15 protein-coding genes are annotated in these 19,595 nt (G+C 73.6%); 10 read left to right on the forward strand and 5 right to left on the reverse strand.

The window, feature by feature from the left end; translation table 11 throughout:
• Positions 1–6 precede the first annotated feature (6 nt).
• A complete protein-coding gene (gene xseA, locus ABZ861_RS01600; RefSeq protein WP_361621831.1) occupies positions 7–1,215 on the forward strand; it encodes an exodeoxyribonuclease VII large subunit in 1,209 nt (402 codons plus the stop codon).
• Positions 1,216–1,224: 9 nt separating this feature from the next.
• The gene (locus ABZ861_RS01605) at positions 1,225–1,467 is read left to right on the forward strand and encodes an exodeoxyribonuclease VII small subunit (protein ID WP_361621834.1); all 243 of its coding nucleotides are present in this window, start codon (positions 1,225–1,227) and stop codon (positions 1,465–1,467) included.
• A 286-nt stretch (positions 1,468–1,753) separates the two neighbouring features.
• Here the strand turns inward: ABZ861_RS01605 and ABZ861_RS01610 are convergent, their stop codons facing one another.
• A complete protein-coding gene (locus tag ABZ861_RS01610) occupies positions 1,754–2,278 on the reverse strand; it encodes a DUF4245 domain-containing protein (protein WP_361621837.1) in 525 nt (174 codons plus the stop codon).
• A gap of 126 nt (positions 2,279–2,404) precedes the next feature.
• Between ABZ861_RS01610 and glpX the strand changes: the two genes are divergently transcribed.
• A complete protein-coding gene (gene glpX / locus ABZ861_RS01615; RefSeq protein ID WP_361621840.1) occupies positions 2,405–3,439 on the forward strand; it encodes a class II fructose-bisphosphatase in 1,035 nt (344 codons plus the stop codon).
• A 325-nt stretch (positions 3,440–3,764) separates the two neighbouring features.
• Here glpX and ABZ861_RS01620 read toward each other — a convergent pair whose 3' ends face one another.
• Positions 3,765–4,142, reverse strand: coding sequence for a WhiB family transcriptional regulator (locus ABZ861_RS01620; RefSeq protein ID WP_361621843.1), 378 nt, complete (start codon positions 4,140–4,142; stop codon positions 3,765–3,767).
• A 99-nt stretch (positions 4,143–4,241) separates the two neighbouring features.
• Positions 4,242–4,979: a DUF1707 domain-containing protein gene (locus ABZ861_RS01625; RefSeq protein ID WP_361621846.1), complete on the reverse strand. Its 738-nt coding sequence runs from the start codon at positions 4,977–4,979 to the stop codon at positions 4,242–4,244.
• A 266-nt stretch (positions 4,980–5,245) separates the two neighbouring features.
• On the opposite strand from ABZ861_RS01625, the gene ABZ861_RS01630 reads away from it, so the two are divergent.
• The 4 genes from ABZ861_RS01630 to ABZ861_RS01645 all read left to right on the forward strand — a co-directional run bounded on the left by ABZ861_RS01630 (position 5,246) and on the right by ABZ861_RS01645 (position 11,758).
• Positions 5,246–6,937, forward strand: a complete 1,692-nt coding sequence (locus ABZ861_RS01630; RefSeq protein WP_361621849.1) for a fumarate hydratase — start codon at positions 5,246–5,248, stop codon at positions 6,935–6,937.
• 159 nt (positions 6,938–7,096) lie between these two features.
• The gene (locus ABZ861_RS01635) at positions 7,097–8,485 is read left to right on the forward strand and encodes a class II fumarate hydratase (protein ID WP_361621852.1); all 1,389 of its coding nucleotides are present in this window, start codon (positions 7,097–7,099) and stop codon (positions 8,483–8,485) included.
• 83 nt (positions 8,486–8,568) lie between these two features.
• Complete coding sequence (locus tag ABZ861_RS01640; RefSeq protein ID WP_361621855.1) at positions 8,569–9,261, forward strand: DUF402 domain-containing protein; 693 nt, start codon at positions 8,569–8,571, stop codon at positions 9,259–9,261.
• A 292-nt stretch (positions 9,262–9,553) separates the two neighbouring features.
• A complete protein-coding gene (locus tag ABZ861_RS01645; RefSeq protein ID WP_361621858.1) occupies positions 9,554–11,758 on the forward strand; it encodes a SpoIIE family protein phosphatase in 2,205 nt (734 codons plus the stop codon).
• Between the two features lie 80 nt (positions 11,759–11,838).
• Here the strand turns inward: ABZ861_RS01645 and ABZ861_RS01650 are convergent, their stop codons facing one another.
• Positions 11,839–14,244 carry a transglycosylase domain-containing protein gene (locus ABZ861_RS01650; RefSeq protein ID WP_361621861.1) on the reverse strand — a complete coding sequence of 802 codons (2,406 nt, stop codon included), beginning with the start codon at positions 14,242–14,244 and terminating at the stop codon, positions 11,839–11,841.
• A gap of 483 nt (positions 14,245–14,727) precedes the next feature.
• Between ABZ861_RS01650 and ABZ861_RS01655 the strand changes: the two genes are divergently transcribed.
• From ABZ861_RS01655 to ABZ861_RS01665, 3 genes are read left to right on the forward strand one after another with little or no spacing between them, the layout of a single operon-like run.
• The gene (locus tag ABZ861_RS01655; RefSeq protein ID WP_361621864.1) at positions 14,728–15,252 is read left to right on the forward strand and encodes a PadR family transcriptional regulator; all 525 of its coding nucleotides are present in this window, start codon (positions 14,728–14,730) and stop codon (positions 15,250–15,252) included.
• Complete coding sequence (locus ABZ861_RS01660) at positions 15,249–15,938, forward strand: ABC transporter ATP-binding protein (protein WP_361621867.1); 690 nt, start codon at positions 15,249–15,251, stop codon at positions 15,936–15,938. The genes ABZ861_RS01655 and ABZ861_RS01660 overlap by 4 nt, the downstream gene beginning before the upstream one ends.
• Positions 15,935–18,280 (forward strand): FtsX-like permease family protein, encoded by a 2,346-nt coding sequence (locus tag ABZ861_RS01665; RefSeq protein WP_361621870.1) that lies wholly within the window; start codon positions 15,935–15,937, stop codon positions 18,278–18,280. Before ABZ861_RS01660 ends, ABZ861_RS01665 begins: the two co-directional genes overlap by 4 nt.
• Before the next feature lie 297 nt (positions 18,281–18,577).
• On the opposite strand, the gene ABZ861_RS01670 is transcribed toward ABZ861_RS01665, so the two are convergent.
• Positions 18,578–19,579, reverse strand: a complete 1,002-nt coding sequence (locus ABZ861_RS01670) for a LysR substrate-binding domain-containing protein (protein WP_361621873.1) — start codon at positions 19,577–19,579, stop codon at positions 18,578–18,580.
• Positions 19,580–19,595 lie beyond the last annotated feature (16 nt).

The following is a 19,595-nucleotide window of genomic DNA, read 5'->3' on the forward strand; positions in this document are numbered from 1 at the left end:
GCGGGCATGGCGCTTTCCACGTCTCCCGAAGCCCCCGTGCCCGTCGGGGAGGTCTCGCGGCTCATCGGCGGCTGGATCGACCGGCTCGGCGCGGTGTGGGTGGAGGGGCAGATCACCCAGCTCTCGCGGCGGCCGGGCGCGGGGATCGTCTTCCTGACGCTGCGCGATCCGTCGTACGACGTCTCACTGCGGGTGACCTGCCACCGGCAGGTGTTCGACGCCCTCGCCGACATGGTGGGCGAGGGCGCCCGGGTCGTGGTGCACGCCAGGCCGGAGTGGTACGCCCCGCGCGGGCAGCTCTCGCTGAGGGCCGTCGAGATCAGGCCGGTGGGCGTCGGGGAGCTGCTGGCGCGCCTGGAGCAGCTCAAGAAGACGCTCGCGGCGGAGGGGCTGTTCGCGCCCGAGCGCAAGAAGCCGCTGCCGTTCCTGCCCCAGCTCGTCGGCCTGGTCTGCGGACGCGCCTCCGCCGCCGAGCGGGACGTGCTGGAGAACGCCCGGCGCCGCTGGCCCGCCGTCCGCTTCGAGGTGCGCAACGTCCCGGTGCAGGGCGTGCACGCCGTGCCGCAGGTCGTGCAGGCCGTCAAGGAGCTGGACGCGCTCGACGAGGTCGACGTGATCGTCGTCGCGCGCGGCGGCGGCAGCGTCGAGGACCTGCTGCCGTTCTCCGACGAGCAGCTCGTCCGCGTGGTGGCCGCCTGCCGTACGCCGGTCGTCTCCGCGATCGGCCACGAGCCGGACACGCCGCTGCTCGACTACGTCGCCGACCTGCGCGCCTCCACCCCCACCGACGCCGCCAAGAAGGTCGTGCCGGACGTCGGCGAGGAGCTGGAGCGGGTACGGCAACTGCGCGACCGCGCGCGGCGCTGCGTGCGGGCCGCGGTGGAGCGGGAGGAGCGGGGCCTGGCCCACGCGCTGGCGCGGCCCTGCATGGAGGACCCGCATCGCATGATCGACGAGCGGGCGGACCATGTGGCGTCGTTGCTGGAGCGCAGCCGGCGCACCCTGCGGCATCTGCTGGACCGGGCCGACTCCGAGCTGGCGCACACCCGCGCGCGCGTGGTGGCCCTGTCCCCGGCGGCCACGCTGCGGCGCGGGTACGCGGTGCTGCAACGGGCCGACGGCCACGTGATCCGGGACGCGACTGAGGTGACGGCGGACGAGTCGCTGCGCGCGCGGGTGGCCGAGGGCGAGTTCACGGTCCGTGTCGACATTTAAGGTGGGCGCATGACGAGCAAGGCAGCGGCGGAGGAGACCCTCGGCTACGAGCAGGCGCGCGACGAGCTGATCGACGTCGTCCGGCGCCTGGAGGCGGGCGGCACCAGCCTGGAGGAGTCCCTTGCGCTGTGGGAGCGCGGCGAGGAACTGGCCAGGATCTGCCGGCGCTGGCTGGAGGGCGCCCGCGCCCGCCTGGACGCAGCGCTGGCGGAGGAGACGGCCGACGACGAGTCGCCGTCCGACGACGACTGAGCGCAGCGGCGATCCGCGCCGCCCCGCCGGGACCGAAGCCGCCCAGCGTGCCGACGGCGGCGACCCCGCCTGGCGTTCGGGGCTGGGCCGCATTACGCACGGGACTGGCCCGCCTGGTGCTCGGGACTGCCCCGCCTGACGCACGGGACCGGCCCGCCTGACGCTCATGACTGCCCCGCCTGATGCACAGGGCTGGGCCGCATCACGCACGAGACTGCCCCGCCCGACGCTCGGGGACGGTCGCGCGGGACCGGTCTCCCGTCTGCGCGACGAGACCCGCGCCGCGTCAGGCCGTCTTCAGCGCCTGCGCCATCTTCGTGAGCTGGTCGAACGACGCCGTGCCCGCCACGACCGTCGTGGAGCCCTTGGGGCCCTCTGTGACGAGCGCGGCGTAGCGGCCGCCGGTGTAGCGGGTCCAGGTGCGGCCATCGATGCGCTGGGTGGACCGCGTGGCGTGGCCGCCCTGGCTCGCGTCGTCGACGAAGTCCTTGCGGCGCTGCGTGGACTGCTCGATCGCGACGTATTGACCGGCCGGATCCTGGAAACCCAGATGCCAGCGGTCGTCCTGGTCCGCCCGGTAGCGGACGGAGGTCGCCTTCCACGTCCCGGGCAGGCCCTCGGGGGCGGCCACCGGGTACGGGGCGACGCGCCGGGCGGTGAGCAGTTCGACGCGGTAGTCGACCCGCTGGACGTCGGGCGCGTGGTCGTCGTGCGGGACGAAGAGGTAGACGACCGCCGCCACGAGCACGACCACGCCGAGGGAGAGGACGATGCTGCTGACGGACTTCTGCTTGCCGCTGGAACCTGCCACGCCCCCTATCGTCGCAGGTGCCCGGGGCGCTCATCCGTGGGGGCCCCTGCTCATTCTGTCTGCCCGGCGATAGAGTCGTGGCCATACCCTCATCCGGCCGTCGTCGTATCAGAAAGGTGCGCTCCGATGACCGAGCACCATCACCTGCCCTCCGAGTTGGAAGTTCCCGAAGAGGCTCCCGACCGCAACATCGCTCTCGAACTCGTCCGGGTCACCGAGGCCGCCGCGATGGCCGCGGGCCGCTGGGTCGGGCGCGGCGACAAGAACGGCGCCGACGGCGCCGCGGTCCGCGCCATGCGCACCCTCGTCTCCACCGTGTCGATGAACGGCGTCGTCGTCATCGGCGAGGGGGAGAAGGACGAGGCCCCGATGCTCTTCAACGGGGAGCGCGTGGGCGACGGGACCGGACCGGAGGTCGACATCGCCGTCGACCCGATCGACGGCACCACGCTGACCGCCAAGGGCATGACCAACGCCATCGCGGTGCTGGCCGCCGCCGAGCGCGGCGCGATGTTCGACCCGTCCGCCGTGTTCTACATGGACAAGCTGGTCACCGGGCCGGACGCGGCCGACTTCGTCGACATCGACGCGCCGGTGTCGGTGAACATCAGGCGCGTGGCCAAGGCCAAGCGGGGCACCCCCGAGGACGTCACCGTCGTCATCCTGGACCGGCCGCGACACGAGGGCGTCATCCAGGAGATCCGCGAGACGGGCGCCCGGATCAAGCTCATCTCCGACGGCGACGTGGCCGGCTCGGTCCTGGCGCTGCGCGAGGGCACCGGCATCGACCTGCTGCTCGGCGTCGGCGGCACGCCGGAGGGCATCATCTCGGCGTGCGCCGTGAAGTGCCTGGGCGGCACCATCCAGGGCAAGCTGTGGCCCAAGGACGACGAGGAGCGCCAGCGCGCCCTGGACGCGGGGCACGACCTGGACCGCGTGCTGACCACGGACGACCTGGTCTCCGGGGAGAACGTCTTCTTCGTCGCCACCGGCATCACCGACGGCGAGTTGCTGCGCGGCGTGCGCTACGGCTCGGCGAAGGCGACGACGGACTCGATCGTCATGCGCTCGAAGTCGGGCACCGTGCGCCGGATCGACTCCGAGCACCGGCTGAGCAAGCTGCGCGCTTACAGCGCGGTCGACTTCGACCGCGCCAAGTAGCCGGGCGAGGCCGCGGCTCACGGCGGCGGGTCCGGACCCTGCATCAGGCAGACCGTCGGCAGGGTCGGGGACGGCGGCCCGCGGCGGCGGGTCTGGGCCGCGGCCGCGGTCCCGTACGGCTTGGCGGCGCTCCCCGTGCGGGGGGAGCGCCCGGGAGCCTGCCGGTGCCGGAACGCGCCGTCTGCGCCAGGAAGCGCCCCCGCCGTGCCGTCACGGCCCACGGGGGCGCCCCAGAGAGCTTTGGCTGGGCCGCAGGAAGGTCCCGAGGCGCTTCGACCCAGCCGCGGGAAGGCCTCGGGACCGGCTGACTGGCAGGCGCAGGCGGTCAGCCGGCCGCCGCTATGCGGTCGGACGTGCGGGCCGCCTGCTTCAGCTCCAGCTCGCGGCGGCGCCTTCGGGCCAGGACGACGCGGCGCTCGGCGGCGGTGAGGCCGCCCCAGACGCCGTAGGGCTCGGGCTGGAGCAGCGCGTGCTCGCGGCACTCGACCATGACCGGACAGCGGGCGCAGACCCGCTTGGCCGCCTCCTCGCGCGAGAGCCGTGCCGCGGTGGGCTCCTTCGACGGTGCGAAGAACAGGCCGGCCTCGTCGCGTCGGCACACCGCCTCGGTGTGCCAGGGTGCGTCTTGGTCCCTGTCCCGCACTGGCTCCCGCTGGGCCGGAACGGCAGCGACCTGCAGGGACGAATGCGGCGGTTGCAGCACGGTCTTCTCCTGACTACGGCTTCGCGAGCGAGCGAGGATGCAGCAAGCCCTACCCGCTGTGCGCGCGCCTATGCACTGAGTTCCCGACCGCCCGGTGCGTCACAGACGCTTGCGCACCTGCCTGTCGACCCTGTCCTGCACCCTGTCGACCTTGCGCTGCACACGGTCCAGGATGTCCGCGACGCTCTTGCCGCGGGCGGCCCGCGCCTCCACGTTGCCGAGGATGGCCCAGCCGTCGACGTAGACGACGGGGGCGTCGGCGTCGGCCGAGTCGCGGGAGTCCACCTCGAAGTTGCCGAGCACGCCGCCGCCGACGCCGCGCAGCGACACGTTCTCCGGGACGCGCACCTGCACGTCGCCGAAGACCGAGAAGGCCTTGACGACGACATGCTGGTACTCGAAGAGGGCCTCGCTGAGGTCGATCTCGACGCTGCCGAAGACCGCGTACGCGTGCAGCCGCCGCCCGGCGCGCCAGCGGCCCCTGCGCGCGGCCGCGCTGAAGACGGCCACCACGCTGTCGTCGGCCTCGACGGGGAGCCCGCCGGGCTCGGGACGGTTCGGCACGGCGCCGTATCCCTGCGCCGTGCGGCCGGAGTGCGCGGCGGGCAGGTCCTGTATGAAGGTCTCCAGCTCGCCGGCCGTCTTGGCGGTCAGCACGCCCTCGACGCGCTCGGCGTGCTCCTCGGCTGTCAGGCGGCCCTCGGCGAGGGCGTCGCGCAAGATGTCGGCGATGCGGTCACGGTCGGCGTCCGAGGCGCGCAGCTCGGCGGCGCGGCCGGAGACGGCCGTGCGCGAGGCGGCGGCCGCACGCGGTTCGGTCTGCTTCTGAAGGTCCACGGCAGCAGCGTACCCAAACGCGATAGATCGCGACTAGCCCCCGGCGGGGCCCTGTGGACAACAGCTCCCGAAGCTCCCGATCCCGCCCCCGGGTCCACGCCCTGTCCCCGCGCGCGGGTCCACGCCTCGCCCCCGCGCCCACGCCCCGTCCCCGCGCGCCGCGACTGAGTGAGACCTCACCACCGCGCCGCCCGCGGCACGTCCTACGCTGGTCGGTGCCCGCCGACGGAGGCGGGCAGCCTTCTGCCGAGTGAGGAATGGGCGACATGCCGCGTACTTCCCCCCCTGCCCGCCCTGCCGCCGCGTTCGCGTACACCGATCTGCTCCCCCAGGGCGAGGACGTCACGCCGTACCGGCTGGTGACGTCCGAGGGCGTCTCCACCGTCGAGGGGCCGGACGGGCGCACGTTCCTCAAGGTCGAGCCGGAGGCGCTGCGCAGGCTCGCCGAGGAGGCGGTCCACGACATCCAGCACTACCTGCGCCCGGCCCACCTCGGCCAGCTCCGCCGCATCATCGACGACCCGGAGGCCAGTGCGAACGACAAGTTCGTCGCCCTGGACCTGCTGAAGAACGCCAACATCGCGGCGGCGGGCGTGCTGCCCATGTGCCAGGACACCGGCACCGCCATCGTGATGGGCAAGCGCGGGCAGAACGTGCTGACCGAGGGCGGCGACGAGGAGGCGCTGTCGCGCGGCGTCTTCGACGCGTACCAGAACCTCAACCTGCGCTACTCCCAGATGGCCCCGCTGACCATGTGGGAGGAGAAGAACACCGGCTCCAACCTGCCCGCGCAGATCGAGCTGTACGCGACCGACGGCGGCGCCTACAAGTTCCTGTTCATGGCCAAGGGCGGCGGCAGCGCCAACAAGTCCTTCCTGTACCAGGAGACGAAGGCCGTCCTGAACGAGTCCTCCATGATGAAGTTCCTGGAGGAGAAGATCCGTTCGCTGGGCACGGCGGCCTGCCCGCCCTACCACCTGGCGATCGTGGTCGGCGGCACCTCGGCCGAGTTCGCGCTGAAGACCGCCAAGTACGCCTCCGCGCACTACCTGGACGGGCTGCCGTCCGAGGGCTCCCCACTCGGCCACGGCTTCCGGGACGAGGAGCTGGAGCAGAAGGTCTTCGAGCTGACGCAGAAGATCGGCATCGGCGCGCAGTTCGGCGGCAAGTACTTCTGCCACGACGTGCGCGTGGTGCGGCTGCCCCGGCACGGCGCGTCCTGCCCGGTGGCCATCGCGGTGTCCTGCTCGGCCGACCGCCAGGCGGTCGCGAAGATCACCGCCGAGGGCGTCTTCCTGGAGCGGTTGGAGACCGACCCGGCGCGCTTCCTGCCCGAGACCACCGACGAGCACCTGGACTCCGACGGCGACGTCGTGCGCATCGACCTCAACCAGCCGATGGAGTCGATCCTCGCCGAGCTGACCAGGTACCCGGTCAAGACCCGGCTGTCGCTGACCGGCCCCCTGGTGGTGGCCCGCGACATCGCGCACGCCAAGATCAAGGAGCGCCTGGACGCCGGCGAGGGCATGCCGCAGTACCTGAAGGACCACCCGGTCTACTACGCGGGCCCGGCCAAGACCCCCGAGGGCTACGCCTCCGGCTCCTTCGGCCCCACCACGGCCGGTCGCATGGACTCCTACGTCGAGCAGTTCCAGGCGGCGGGCGGCTCCAGGGTGATGCTGGCCAAGGGCAACCGCAGCAAGCAGGTCACCGACGCGTGCGACGCGCACGGCGGCTTCTACCTCGGCTCCATCGGCGGCCCGGCGGCCCGGCTCGCCCAGGACTGCATCAAGAAGGTCGAGGTCCTGGAGTACGAGGAGCTGGGCATGGAAGCCGTCTGGAAGATCGAGGTCGAGGACTTCCCGGCGTTCGTCGTCGTCGACGACAAGGGCAACGACTTCTTCCAGGACCCCTCCCCCACGCCCACGTTCACCAGCATCCCGGTGCGCTCCTCCTGACCGCGGCGGCGGCCCGGCGGCCGCCGCCCGTCCACCGCGGCCCGGCGCCCCGCCGGGCCGCACGCGCGCGGGCAGGCGGCCGGCCGGCCGTCGCGAGGCGACACGCGCTCACCCGCGTGTCGCCGGAACATCCGGCCCGGCCTGATCGCTGTACCGGGTATGAGCGACGACTACCGCATCGAGCACGACTCCATGGGCGAGGTCCGGGTGCCCGCCGGCGCCAAGTGGCGCGCGCAGACGCAGCGGGCCGTGGAGAACTTCCCCGTCTCCGGCCAGCGCCTGGAACGCGCGCACATCGAGGCGCTGGCACGCGTCAAGGGCGCCGCCGCCAAGGTCAACGCCGAACTCGGCGTGCTCGACGAGGACGTCGCGCGGGCGATCCAGGAGGCGGCCGAGGAGGTCGCCGAGGGGAAGTGGGACGAGCACTTCCCCGTCGACGTGTTCCAGACGGGCTCCGGCACCTCGTCGAACATGAACGCCAACGAGGTCCTGGCCACCCTGGCGAGCGAACGGCTCGGGCGCGAAGTGCACCCCAACGACCACGTCAACGCCTCGCAGTCCTCCAACGACGTCTTCCCCTCCTCCCTGCACATCGCCGCCACCGCCGCGGTCACCCGCGACCTGATCCCGGCCCTGGAGCACCTGGCGGCCGCCTTGGGCCGCAAGGCCGACGAGTTCGCGGACGTGGTCAAGTCCGGGCGGACGCACCTGATGGACGCCACTCCGGTGACCCTGGGCCAGGAGTTCGGCGGGTACGCGGCCCAGGTGCGCTACGGCGTGGAGCGGCTGAACGCCTCGCTGCCCCGGCTCGCCGAACTGCCGCTGGGCGGCACCGCCGTGGGCACCGGCGTCAACACCCCGCCCGGCTTCTCCGCCGCCGTCATCGAGGAGACCGCCCGGGTCACCGGGCTGCCGCTGACCGAGGCCCGCGACCACTTCGAGGCGCAGGGCGCGCGGGACGGCGTCGTCGAGACCAGCGGCCAGCTCCGCACCATCGCCGTGGGGCTGACCAAGATCGCCAACGATCTGCGGTGGATGTCCTCCGGTCCGCGCACCGGGCTCGCCGAGATCTCCCTGCCCGACCTCCAGCCCGGCTCCTCGATCATGCCCGGCAAGGTCAACCCGGTGATCCCCGAGGCCGTGCTCATGGTCGCCGCCCAGGTGATCGGCAACGACGCGGCGGTCGCCACCGCCGGGGCCGCGGGCAACTTCGAGCTGAACGTCATGCTGCCGGTCATCGCCAAGAACGTCCTGGAGTCGGTCCGGCTGCTCGCCAACGTCTCCCGGCTGCTGGCCGACCGGGCGGTCGACGGGATCGTGGCGCACCGCGAGCGGGCCCGCGAGTACGCCGAGTCCTCGCCGTCCGTGGTCACCCCGCTCAACCGGTACATCGGCTATGAGGCGGCCGCGAAGGTGGCCAAGAAGGCGCTCGCCGAGCAGAAGACGATCCGTCAGGCAGTCCTGGAGAGCGGCCATGTGGAACGCGGCGACCTGACGGAACGACAGCTCGACGAGGCGCTGGACGTGCTGCGGATGACACGCCCGTGACGGGCCGTCGACGGGGGCGCGCACCCTCGTGGACCGTGACGCGGACCGCAGCGTCGTGTGCTTCTGACACCTAATATCTGCGCATGGCAGACGACGGAGCGATCAGACGTGTGACGACGGGCGGTGCGACGGACCGCTGGGCCCCGGGGACCCCGATCCTGTGGCGGTACCGGGAGAACGGCGGGTCGGGCTTCCACATCGCGCGGCCCGTGACCGTCGTGCGCGACGACGCCGATCTGCTGGCCGCGTGGATGGCGCCGGGCACCGAGTGCGTCAAGCCGGTGCTCGCCGACGGCACGGCGGTGCACCTGGAGCCGCTCGCGTCGCGCTACACCAAGCCGCGCACGGTGCAGCGCGACCGCTGGTTCGGCACCGGCGTGCTGAAGCTGGCCCGGCCCGGCGAGCCGTGGTCGGTGTGGCTGTTCTGGGAGCCGGGCTGGCGGTTCAAGAACTGGTACGTGAACCTGGAGGAGCCGCTGGCCCGTTGGGCGGGCGGGGTGGACTCCGAGGACCACTTCCTGGACATCTCCGTGCACCCGGACCGCACCTGGCACTGGCGGGACGAGGACGAGTTCGCGCAGGCCCAGCGGGACGGACTGGTGGACGCCGCGCTGGCCGAGCGCGTGCGGGCGGCCGGCCGCTCGGCGGTGGAGGTGGTCCGCGCGTGGGGGCGGCCGTTCCGCGAGGACTGGCAGCACTGGCGCCCGGACCCGTCGTGGGCGGTACCGTCACTGCCGGAAGACTGGGACCGCACACCCGCGCACCTGTCCTCGTGAGACCCTTGATGCACCCCCGGGCGGGAACCGTAGGATCGTCCTCCGCAAGGGCGCGGAGAGGCACGCCGAGGGACAACCCCCCAAGCGGGCAACGAGTCTGACCTAACGTCACCGAGGGGCGGCAGGACGTGAGCGAGGGGTACCAGCGCACCACCCGAGCGGGCCGCGGACGGCCCGCCGGCGGCACGGCGACAGCCCCTGACCACGCCGGAAATCCGTTCCCGAGGCGCCTAATACGGGTATCGGGTCTTCGGCGGGACCGACTGCGCGCCCGGTGCGCAGCCCCGGACGGATGGATGCGACACGCGTGACGGAGCAGCCGACCTCCTTCGAGCGCCCCCAGGCGGGCGCCGACCCCGCGGACGCCCGCGGGGCCCTTCCGCGCGCCTCCCGGCCCCCGGCCTTACCGGTGCAGCCGCGCCCCGCGGACGGGCCCCCGCGCCCGGTCCAGGCGCGAAGCGCCGACGGCGAGCCGCCGCGAGGCGCCGGCCCGGACGCCCCGCCCGGCGGCGAGACGGCGCCCGCGGCCGGGTTCGAGCACGCCCAGCCGCGGTCCGCGGAGCCCGGCGCGTCCCGCCGGCGCCCGGCGCCCGACGGCATCCCGGCCCAGCCGGACGCCGGCGTGAGGACCGGCCAGGAGGCCGAGGCGTCCCGGTGGCCGGACGGGCAGGAGCGGCGCTCGCCCGGCGCCCAGGACGGGCGCGAGCCCGGCGTGCGGGAGCGGCGCGGCCCGGACGGGCGGGAGCGCAGGACCGGCCAGGGGCTGCCGCCCGGCCGCCCGCTGCCGATGCGCCGGGACGGCGACCGGCTGCGGTTCGTGGGCGCGGCCACCCGGCGGATCGCCCGCGGCATGGACCTGGACGAGATCGTGATGGGGCTGTGCCGGGCGACGGTGCCGACGTTCTCCGACGCCATCCTCGTGTACCTGCGCGAGCCGCTGCCGGTGGGCGACGAGAGGCCCGTCGGCCCGCTCGTGCTGCGGCTGCGCCGCACCGACCGGATACCGGCCGAGCGCGACGGGGAGGTCGGGTTCATGCCGGCCCCCGTCCCCGAGCAGCCGGCCGAACTGTCCGTCGCCGCGACCGAGTTGTGCGAGGTGCGCCCCGGCAGCGCCCTGGGCGAGGTGCTGCGCGGGGTGCGCCCGGTGTTCACCGACGCCCAGCCTGCGGCCGCCGCGCTGGCCGAACTCCTCGGCGGGGACGGGCGCCCGGCCGTGCCCGACGGGCAGCGCGCCATCCTGGCCCCGCTGCGCGGCCGGCGCCGGGTCATCGGCGCCGCGCTGTTCCTGCGCCGCCCGGAGCGCCCGGCGTTCGAGCCCGACGACCTGCTGGTGGCCGCCCAGCTCGCCACGCACAGCGCCCTGGGCATCGACAAGGCGGTGCTCTACGGGCGCGAGGCGTACATCGCCGACGAACTCCAGCGCACCATGCTGCCCGAGACGCTGCCCCGCCCCACCGGCGTACGGCTGGCGTCCCGCTATCTGCCGGCCGCGGAGACCGCGCGGGTGGGCGGCGACTGGTACGACGCGATCCCGCTGCCCGGCAGCCGGGTCGCGCTGGTGGTCGGCGACGTGATGGGCCACTCCATGACGTCAGCGGCGATCATGGGCCAGTTGCGCACCACCGCGCAGACCCTCGCGGGCCTGGACCTGCCGCCGCAGGAGGTGCTGCACCATCTCGACGAGCAGGCGCAGCGCCTGGGCACCGACCGCATGGCGACCTGCCTGTACGCGGTCTACGACCCGGTCTCGCACCGCATCACCATCGCCAACGCCGGACACCCGCCGCCGGTGCTGCTGCACCTGGGCGGCCGGGCCGAGGTGCTGCGGGTGCCGCCGGGCGCGCCGATCGGCGTCGGCGGGGTCGACTTCGAGGCGGTGGAGCTGGACGCGCCGGCCGGCGGCACGCTGCTGCTGTACACCGACGGCCTGGTGGAGTCCCGGCTGCGGGACGTGTGGACCGGCATAGAGCAACTGCGGGAGAAGCTCCAGGCGACCGCGCAGCTCACCGGCCCCGACCACCCGCCGCCGCTGGAAGCCCTGTGCGACGAGGTGCTGGACATGCTCGGGCCGGGCGACCGGGACGACGACATCGCGCTGCTCGCCGCCCGGTTCGACGGGATCGCGCCGAGCGACGTGGCGTACTGGTTCCTGGAGCCGGAGGACTCCGCGCCCGGTCGGGCCCGCCGCCTGGCCCGCCGCGCGCTGTCGCGCTGGGGCCTGGAGGAGCTGACGGACTCAGTCGAGCTGCTGGTCAGCGAGGTCGTCACCAATGCCGTGCGGTACACGTCCCGGCCGGTGACCCTGCGTCTGCTGCGCACGGACGTGCTGCGCTGCGAGGTCGGCGACGACGTGCCGCAACTGCCCCGGCTGCGCCAGGCCCGCGCCACGGACGAGGGCGGCCGCGGGCTGTACCTGGTGAACAGGCTGGCCCGGCGCTGGGGCGCGACCCGGCTGAGCACCGGGAAGGTGGTCTGGTTCGAACTGAACCGGACCTGATCCGCGCCGCCCCGCCGTCCGCAGGTAGCAGAGAGGGGCGCCCACCGGTCGGTGGGCGCCCCTCTCTGCGCTGCGTGCGGCTACTGCGCCTGCTGGGTGCCGCCCCGTTGCGGCTGGTCGCCGAGGACGGGCGGGTTGGGCGTGACGCCGCCGGACGGGCCGGGCGGCGGTCCCGACGTCTGGCCGCTGGGCGACTGCGAGGGCGACTGGCTGCTGGGCGACTGCGTCGGCGTCCGGGTGGGCGTCCGGCTCGGCGTCCGCGTCACCGACGGCGGGGCGCTGCTGGGCGTCGAGGAGGGGGTCTGGGTCGGGGACGGGCTGAGCGAGGGGGTCAGCGTCGGCTCCACGGCCGCGCCCTGCTTGGTCTCCAGGTCGAACCGCCCGGGTCCGTCCATCACGCCGAAGGTGTACGCGGCCCAGATCTGGGCCGGGTAGCCGCCGCCGTTGACGCGCCCGCTGCCGGGGAGCTGTCCCGTGGCGCCGCTCAGCGTAGTGTGCGCGTGGGACTTGGCGTTCTCGCCGAACAGGCCGATCGAGGTGACCAGGTCCGGGGTGTAGCCGGTGAACCAGGCCGACTTGTCCTCGTCGGAGGTGCCGGTCTTGCCCGCGACCTGCTGGCCGTCGCGCATCGGGTTGTCCCGTACCGACGTCTTCGCCGTGCCGTCGTCGACCACGCCGGTGAGCACCGAGGTGACCGTGTCGGCGGCCTCGCGGCTGATGACCTGGCCGCCGATCGGGTCGGGCATCTTGACCGAGCGGGTCTTGTTCTCGGCCTTGGCGACGACGGTCGGGGTGACCTTCTTGCCGTGGTCGTCGAGGGTGGCGTAGATCCCGGCCATCTCCAGCGGGCTGGCGCCCATCGAGCCGAGGGTCTGCGCGGGCACCGCCTGCATGCCCTGGGTGTCCATGCCGAGCTTGTCGGCGACGCCCATCACGTTCCGCATGCCGACGTCCACGCCCATCTGCGCGAAGACGGAGTTGACGGACTTGTTCATCGCCGTCTGGACGGTGATGTCGCCGTAGTCCTGGTCGTCCTCGTTGGGCGGGCCGAAGCCGACCTTGGCGCCGTGGTCGACGACCTGCCGGCCGCTCGTGCCGTCGTACCGCGTGTCGGCGGTGATCGGCAGGCCCTCCTGGGTGCGGGCGCTCTGCTCCACGGCGGCGGCGAGGATCACCGGCTTGAAGGTGGAGGCGGGCTGGTAGTCCTGCCGGGCGGCGTTGTCGTAGTAGTGCTCGAAGTAGTCCTTGCCGCCGTACAGGGCCACGATCTCGCCGGTCTTCGGGTCGACGGACACGGCGCCGGCCTGGACGTCGCCGTCGACCTTGCGCTTCTTCGGGTCCAGCTTGTCGGTGAGCTGCCGCTTGACCGCGGCCTCCAGGGCGGCCTGCTTCGTCTTGTCGATGTTCAGGGTGATGGTCCAGCCTCGGTCCACCACCTCGGCCTCGGCCTGGGCCTGCGTGACGCCCTCTTCCTTCATGAGCTGCTTCTCGAGCTGCTTGTTGGCGAGGTCGATCAGGTAGCCCTTCTGGCCCTCCAGACCGGGCGCCCCCTTGGGGTCCTTGGGCACGGGGAACTTCATCGCCTGCCGCTTGCCGGGGTCGAGCCAGTGCTGCTGCACCATGTTGTTCAGCACGTAGTTCCAGCGCGCCTGCACCAGCCTCTTGCCGGTCGGGGTGGCGGCCGCCCAGTCGTACTGGCTCGGCGCCTGGAGCAGGGCCGCGAGGTAGGCGCCCTGCTCGACCGTGAGCTTGGAGGCGTCGGTGCGGTAGTAGGCCTGCGCGGCGGCCTGGATGCCGTAGGCGCCGCGGCCGTAGTAGCTGGTGTTGACGTAGCCGGCCAGGATGTCGTCCTTGGACAGCTTCTGGTCCACCTTCAGCGAGATGACCAGTTCCTTCAGCTTGCGCGTGACGGTCTGGTCCTGCGAGAGGTAGTAGTTCTTGACGTACTGCTGGGTGATCGTCGATCCGCCCTGGGCGCCCTTGCCGGAGAGCGTGTTGAGCAGGCCGCGGGCGGTGCCCCGCAGGTCGACGCCGGAGTCGTGGTAGAAGGTCTTGTTCTCCGCCGCGACGAAGGTGTGCTGCACGTCCTTCGGCACCTTGTCCAGGGACACGCTCTCGCGGTTGACGGTGCCCTTGCGGGCCAGCAGCGAGCCGTCGCTGAACTTGTAGACGTTGCTCTCCTGCTGGGCGACCGCGTTGCCCTCGGGCACGTTCACCGTCATGTAGAGCACGGCGAAGGCGGCTATGCCGAGCAGGCAGAGGCCGAAGAACGTGCCGAGGATCTTCTTCCAGGTGAACATCCGGCGTATGCCGCTCTTGCGCGCCTTGCCGGGCCGTGCGGCGCGGCGGGCCGCGGCACGGCCGCCGGGTATCGGGCCCGCGGCGCCGGAGGCCGCGCCCGCGGCGGCCGGCGTTCCGGACGAGCTCCGGGGCGCCGCGCGGCGGCCCTCGCGCTGCCGCGCTCGTCTCTCTTCCGCTCGTCCCATGCGTCCGTCCGCTCCGCTTCCGTATCGGCTGTCACTCGCGTGAGTGGCCCAGGTCAGCTCAGAAAACTAACACCGCTCTCCGCGCCGAAGGGCCCTCGGTCCCCGCATTCGCGGACGTGACAATCAGCACCCGCTCCGACGGAACCGACGCCCCGCGGGGGTTGAAGGTTGCCCGGCGGGGAAAAGTGCTAGCACTTCCTGCTGCGCCGCGCCCTGGCGGAGGCGGGCCGCCTGCCCGGCGACGCGGGCCCGCTGCCCCGCCGGGGCCGTCCGCCCCGCGACGAGCCTCGGCAGCCCCGCGACCCGCGCCCGCCCGGCGCCTCCGGGTAGCGAACGGCGCCTGAGAGGCGCCCCCGCACGCCTCGTAGCACAACCGTGACAATCCCCTCCCACCTGCGCCGCGACCCGGCGGAGGGATGCACGGGGAGGCGATCTACACACGGTGTATACACAACACGTATACACGCTATGTAGAGTCCTGCCATGTCCATCGGTCACACCCTCCTGGGGATCCTGGAGTCCGGGCCGCGCCACGGCTACGACCTGAAGCGCGCCTTCGACGAGAAGTTCGGTCACGACCGGCCGCTGCACTACGGCCAGGTCTACTCGACGATGTCCCGCCTGCTGAAGCACGGGCTCGTCCAGGTCGACGGCATCGAGGCCGGCGGCGGACCCGAGCGCAAGCGCTACGCCATCACCGACGCCGGCGTCACCGACGTCCAGCGCTGGCTGGCCACGCCCGAGAAGCCCGAGCCGTACCTCCAGTCGACCCTCTACACCAAGGTCGTCCTGGCCCTGCTCACCCACCGCGACGCCTCTCACATCCTCGACACCCAGCGCGCCGAGCACCTGCGCGGGATGCGGATCCTGACCGACCGCAAACGCAAGGGCGACCTCGCGGACCAGTTGATCTGCGACCATGCCCTGTTCCACCTCGAGGCCGACCTGCGCTGGCTGGAGCTGACCGCCGCACGGCTGGACAAGCTCCGCGAGGCGGTGACCCGGTGACCCCTCCCCCCGGCTCCCTGCTCGCCGCCGAGGACCTGCGCAAGGCGTACGGTCCCACCACCGCCCTGGACGGCGCCGAGTTCTCCATCCACCCCGGCGAGATCGTCGCCGTGATGGGACCCTCCGGCTCCGGCAAGTCCACGCTGCTGCACTGCCTGGCCGGGATCGTCACCCCGGACTCGGGCTCCATCGCCTACGACGGCCGCGAGCTGACCGCCCTGTCCGACGCCCAGCGCAGCGCGCTGCGCCGCTCGGAGTTCGGGTTCGTTTTCCAGTTCGGCCAGTTGGTGCCCGAGCTGACCTGCGTGGAGAACGTGGCGCTGCCGCTGCGGCTGAACGGGTCCCCGCGCAAGGCGGCCGAGCAGGCCGCGCTCTCCTGGATGCGGCGGCTGGAGGTCGACGACCTGGCCGGGAAGCGGCCCGGCGAGGTGTCCGGCGGCCAGGGGCAACGGGTGGCCGTCGCCCGGTCCCTGGTCACCGGTCCGCGCGTGCTGTTCGCCGACGAGCCGACCGGCGCGCTCGACTCCCTCAACGGCGAACGCGTGATGGAGCTGCTCACCGAGACCGCCCGGTCCTCGGGCGCCGCCGTCGTGCTCGTCACGCACGAGGCCCGGGTGGCCGCGTACTCGGACCGCGAGATCGTCGTGCGCGACGGACGGTCCCGGGACGTGGAGCGCCTGGTATGAGCGATCACGGCATGCGCCAGTGGGCCCGCGACCTGCGGATGGGCGCCAAGTTCGCCTTCACCGGCGGGCGCGAGGGATGGACCCGGGCGGTGCTGACCGCCGTCGGGGTGGGGCTCGGCGTGGCGCTGCTGCTGCTGACCACCGCGATACCGAGCGCGCTGGCGGTACGGCACCAGCGCGACGAGGCCCGCGCGGACCACACCTACAGCCGGGAGGTCCCGCCCCGGGCCGACGACACCCTGGTGATCGCCGACGTCGACACGACCTACCGCGACGAGGACGTGCGCGGGCGGCTGGTGGAGCCGGAGGGGCCGCGCGCGCCGCTGCCGCCGGGGCTGTCGGCATACCCGGCGCCCGGTGACATGGTCGTCTCCCCCGCCCTGAAGAGACTCCTGGACTCCGCCGACGGGAAGCTGCTGCGCGCACGGCTGCCGTACCGGCTGACCGGGACGATCCGCGAGAGCGGGCTGATCGGCTCCAGCGAACTCGCCTACTACGCCGGGGCGCGGAACCTGGCCCCGTACATCAACGGCTGGCAGACGGCCCGGATCCGCGGGTACGGATCTCCGTCCCCGACCCCGGAGAGAGCCGACCCGGTGCTGATCCTGCTGGTGCTGGTGGTGTTCACGGTGCTGCTGATGCCGGTCGCCGTGTTCATCGCCGCGGCCGTGCGGTTCGGCGGCGAGCGGCGCGACCGCAGACTGGCCGCGCTGCGGCTGGTCGGCGCCGACAGCCGGATGGCCCGCCGGATCGCCGCGGGCGAGGCGCTCGGCGGCTCGCTGCTCGGGCTGGTCTTCGGCGCCGTCTTCTTCCTGCTCGGGCGGCAGGCGGCCGGCTCGGTCGAGATCCTCGGCATCAGCGCCTTCCCCGACTACCTCGACCCGGCGCCCGCGCTGGCCGCCCTGGTCGCCCTCGCCGTCCCCGCGGCCGCCGTGCTGGTGACCCTGTTCGCGCTGCGCCGGGTGGTCATCGAACCGCTGGGCGTGGTCCGCACGGCCAAGCCCGCACGGCGGCGGCTGTGGTGGCGGCTGCTGCTGCCGCTCGCCGGCCTGGCGATGCTGTCCGTGATGATCGGCCAGGGCCGGACGAACGGGGACTTCAACCAGTACCTGGTGATCGGCGGCGTGCTGCTGCTCCTGGTGGGCGTGACCACCTTGCTGCCGTGGATCGTCGAGACCGTGGTGGCCCGGCTCGGCCGGGGGCCGGTGGCCTGGCAACTGGCTGTGCGGCGCTTGCAGTTGAGCAGCGGCACAGCGGCCCGCACGGTGAACGGCATCGCGGTCGCGGTGGCCGGGGCGATCGCCTTGCAGATGCTGTTCGCGGGCGTCGCGGGCGACTACACCAAGGCGTCGCGCAACGACCTGGACCGGGCCCAGATGGAGGCGCAGCTCTCGCCCGGGACGCCTGCCGCGCCGCTCCTCCAGGCGTTCGCGGCCACCCGGGGCGTGCGGAAGGCGATCGCGCTGGGCGGCGCCGACGCGGGCCCCCGGCGCTCCGAGGACGACGGGGGCCCGAGCACGGAAGTGACCGTCGGCGACTGCGCGGCGCTGCGCGAGGTCGCCGCCCTGCCCTCCTGCCGGGACGGCGACGCCTTCGCCTTGCGCGGCGGCGACGACGACGACGCCGCCGCCTCCCTCGCCGAGCCCGGCCGGCCGCTGTACCTGCACGTCTCCCAGGGCGTGCGCGCCCCGCTCAACCTGCGGTGGACGGTGCCGCGCGGCGTGCGGCAGGCCCGCAGCGTGCCGGATCTCGAAGGCCGGCGCCGCAGCGGCCTCCTGGTGACCCCGGCCGCGCTGCCGCGGGGCGCCGACGCGTCCGTCGAACGGCAGATCTACCTGTCGCTGGACGACTCGGCGCCGGACGTCCGCGACCGCGTGCGCAACGCGGCGGCGCGCGCGGACCCGCTCGCGACCGTGTCGGTGTGGTCGTCCACCGAGCAATCCGAGAAGTTCGCCTCCATCCGCACCGGTCTGCTGGTCGGCGCCGCGTGCGTGCTGGCGCTGATCGGCGCGAGCCTGCTGGTCTCCCAGCTCGAGCAGTTGCGTGAGCGCAAGAAGCTGCTGTCGGCCCTGGTCGCCTTCGGCACCCGGCGGCGGACGCTGAGCCTGTCGGTGCTGTGGCAGACCGCGATCCCGATCGGGCTCGGCCTGCTCCTCGCGACGCTCGTGGGGCTGACGCTGGGCGCGGTGCTGCTGAAGATGACGGGCGCCTCGATCAGGGTGGACTGGCCGGACGTGCTGGCGATGACCGGCGCGGGCGCCGCGATCGTGCTCGCGGTCACCCTGCTCAGCCTGCCGCCGCTGCTGCGGCTGATGCGCCCCGAGGGGCTGCGCACGGAGTGATCGCCGCCGCGCCGGTGGCCGGGCACGGCGGGGAGGGGCCCTTCCCGGTGGGGGTCCCTGCCGCCCGGGGGGTCTTTCCGGACCGGTACTACTTCCGCAGAGTCGACGCCACGTCCCTCCCGCGCGGGGGGTCTTCCCGGTGGGCAGGCCCATTCCCGGTGGGGAGGGGCCCCTCCTAGTGGGCGGCACCCTTCCCGGCAGGCCCCCCGGGGCCCGCAGACGCCCGGAGCCCCCAGGTGCCCGGAGCCTGCTGGCGCCCGGAGCCTGCTGGCGCCCGAAGCCTGCGGGGCCCGCCGCTCAGGCGTCGGCGTCGGCGTCGGCGTCGGCGTCGGCGTCGAGCACCCGTACCGGCAGCGCGCTCAGCTCCGTGCGCAGGGCGGCGGCCAGTTCGCGGTACTCGGCGGCGCGGGCGGCGCCGGTGCGCAGGGCGAGGGCGATCCGGCGCGAGGGGGCGGGCTCGGCGAAGCAGCCGGTGAGGAGCTGGCTGCTGCGAGAGGTCTCGACCCTCAGCGCGGTGCGCGGCAGCAGCGTGCAGCCGAGGCCGCCGGCCACGAGCTGGACCAGCGTGGACAGGCCCGCCGCGGTCGTGGTCACCGGAGCGTCCTCGCGTCCCGCCTCCCGGCACACGTCGAGGGCCTGGTCGCGCAGGCAGTGGCCCTCGTCGAGGAGCAGCAGGCGCAGTTCCCGCAGCGCCGCGCGCGGTATGCCCTCGCGGCCGCCGAGCGGGTGGCCGAGCGGGGTGACGAGCACGAAGTCCTCGTCGAACAGCGGCAGTTCGGCGACGCCGGGCATCCCGGGCACGCCGGGAACGCCGACGGGCACGGCCAGGAGCAGCAAATCCAGGCGGCCCGCGGCCAGCCCCTCCAGCAGGCTCGCGGTCTGCTCCTCGTACACCTGGAGGTCGAGGTCGGGGTAGCGCTCGTGCACCAGGCGCAGCACCGTGGGCAGCAGGTAGGGCGCGACGGTGGGGATGACGCCGAGCCGCAGCACGCCCGTGAACGGCGCCCGGACCGCCTCCGCCTCCTCCAGCAGGGCGCCGACCTCGGCCAGCACCGCCCTGGTCCGCACGGCCAGCCGCTCCCCCGCGGGCGAGAGCAGCACCCTGCGCGTCGTACGCTCCACGAGGGTGACGCCGAGCGTCTCCTCCAGCGCGGAGACGGCGCCGGACAGGGCCGGCTGGCTCATGCCGATCGCGGCGGCGGCGTCCCGGAAGTGCAGGTGCTCCGCCACGGCGGCGAAGGCGCGCAACTGGGACAGGCTGGGCAGGGCCTTGCGCCTGCCTGGATTACCGACGGTCACTGATAACTGCCTCCGA

This window comes from Streptomyces sp. NPDC046985 (genome assembly GCF_040644415.1).
Classification (GTDB): domain Bacteria; phylum Actinomycetota; class Actinomycetes; order Streptomycetales; family Streptomycetaceae; genus Streptomyces.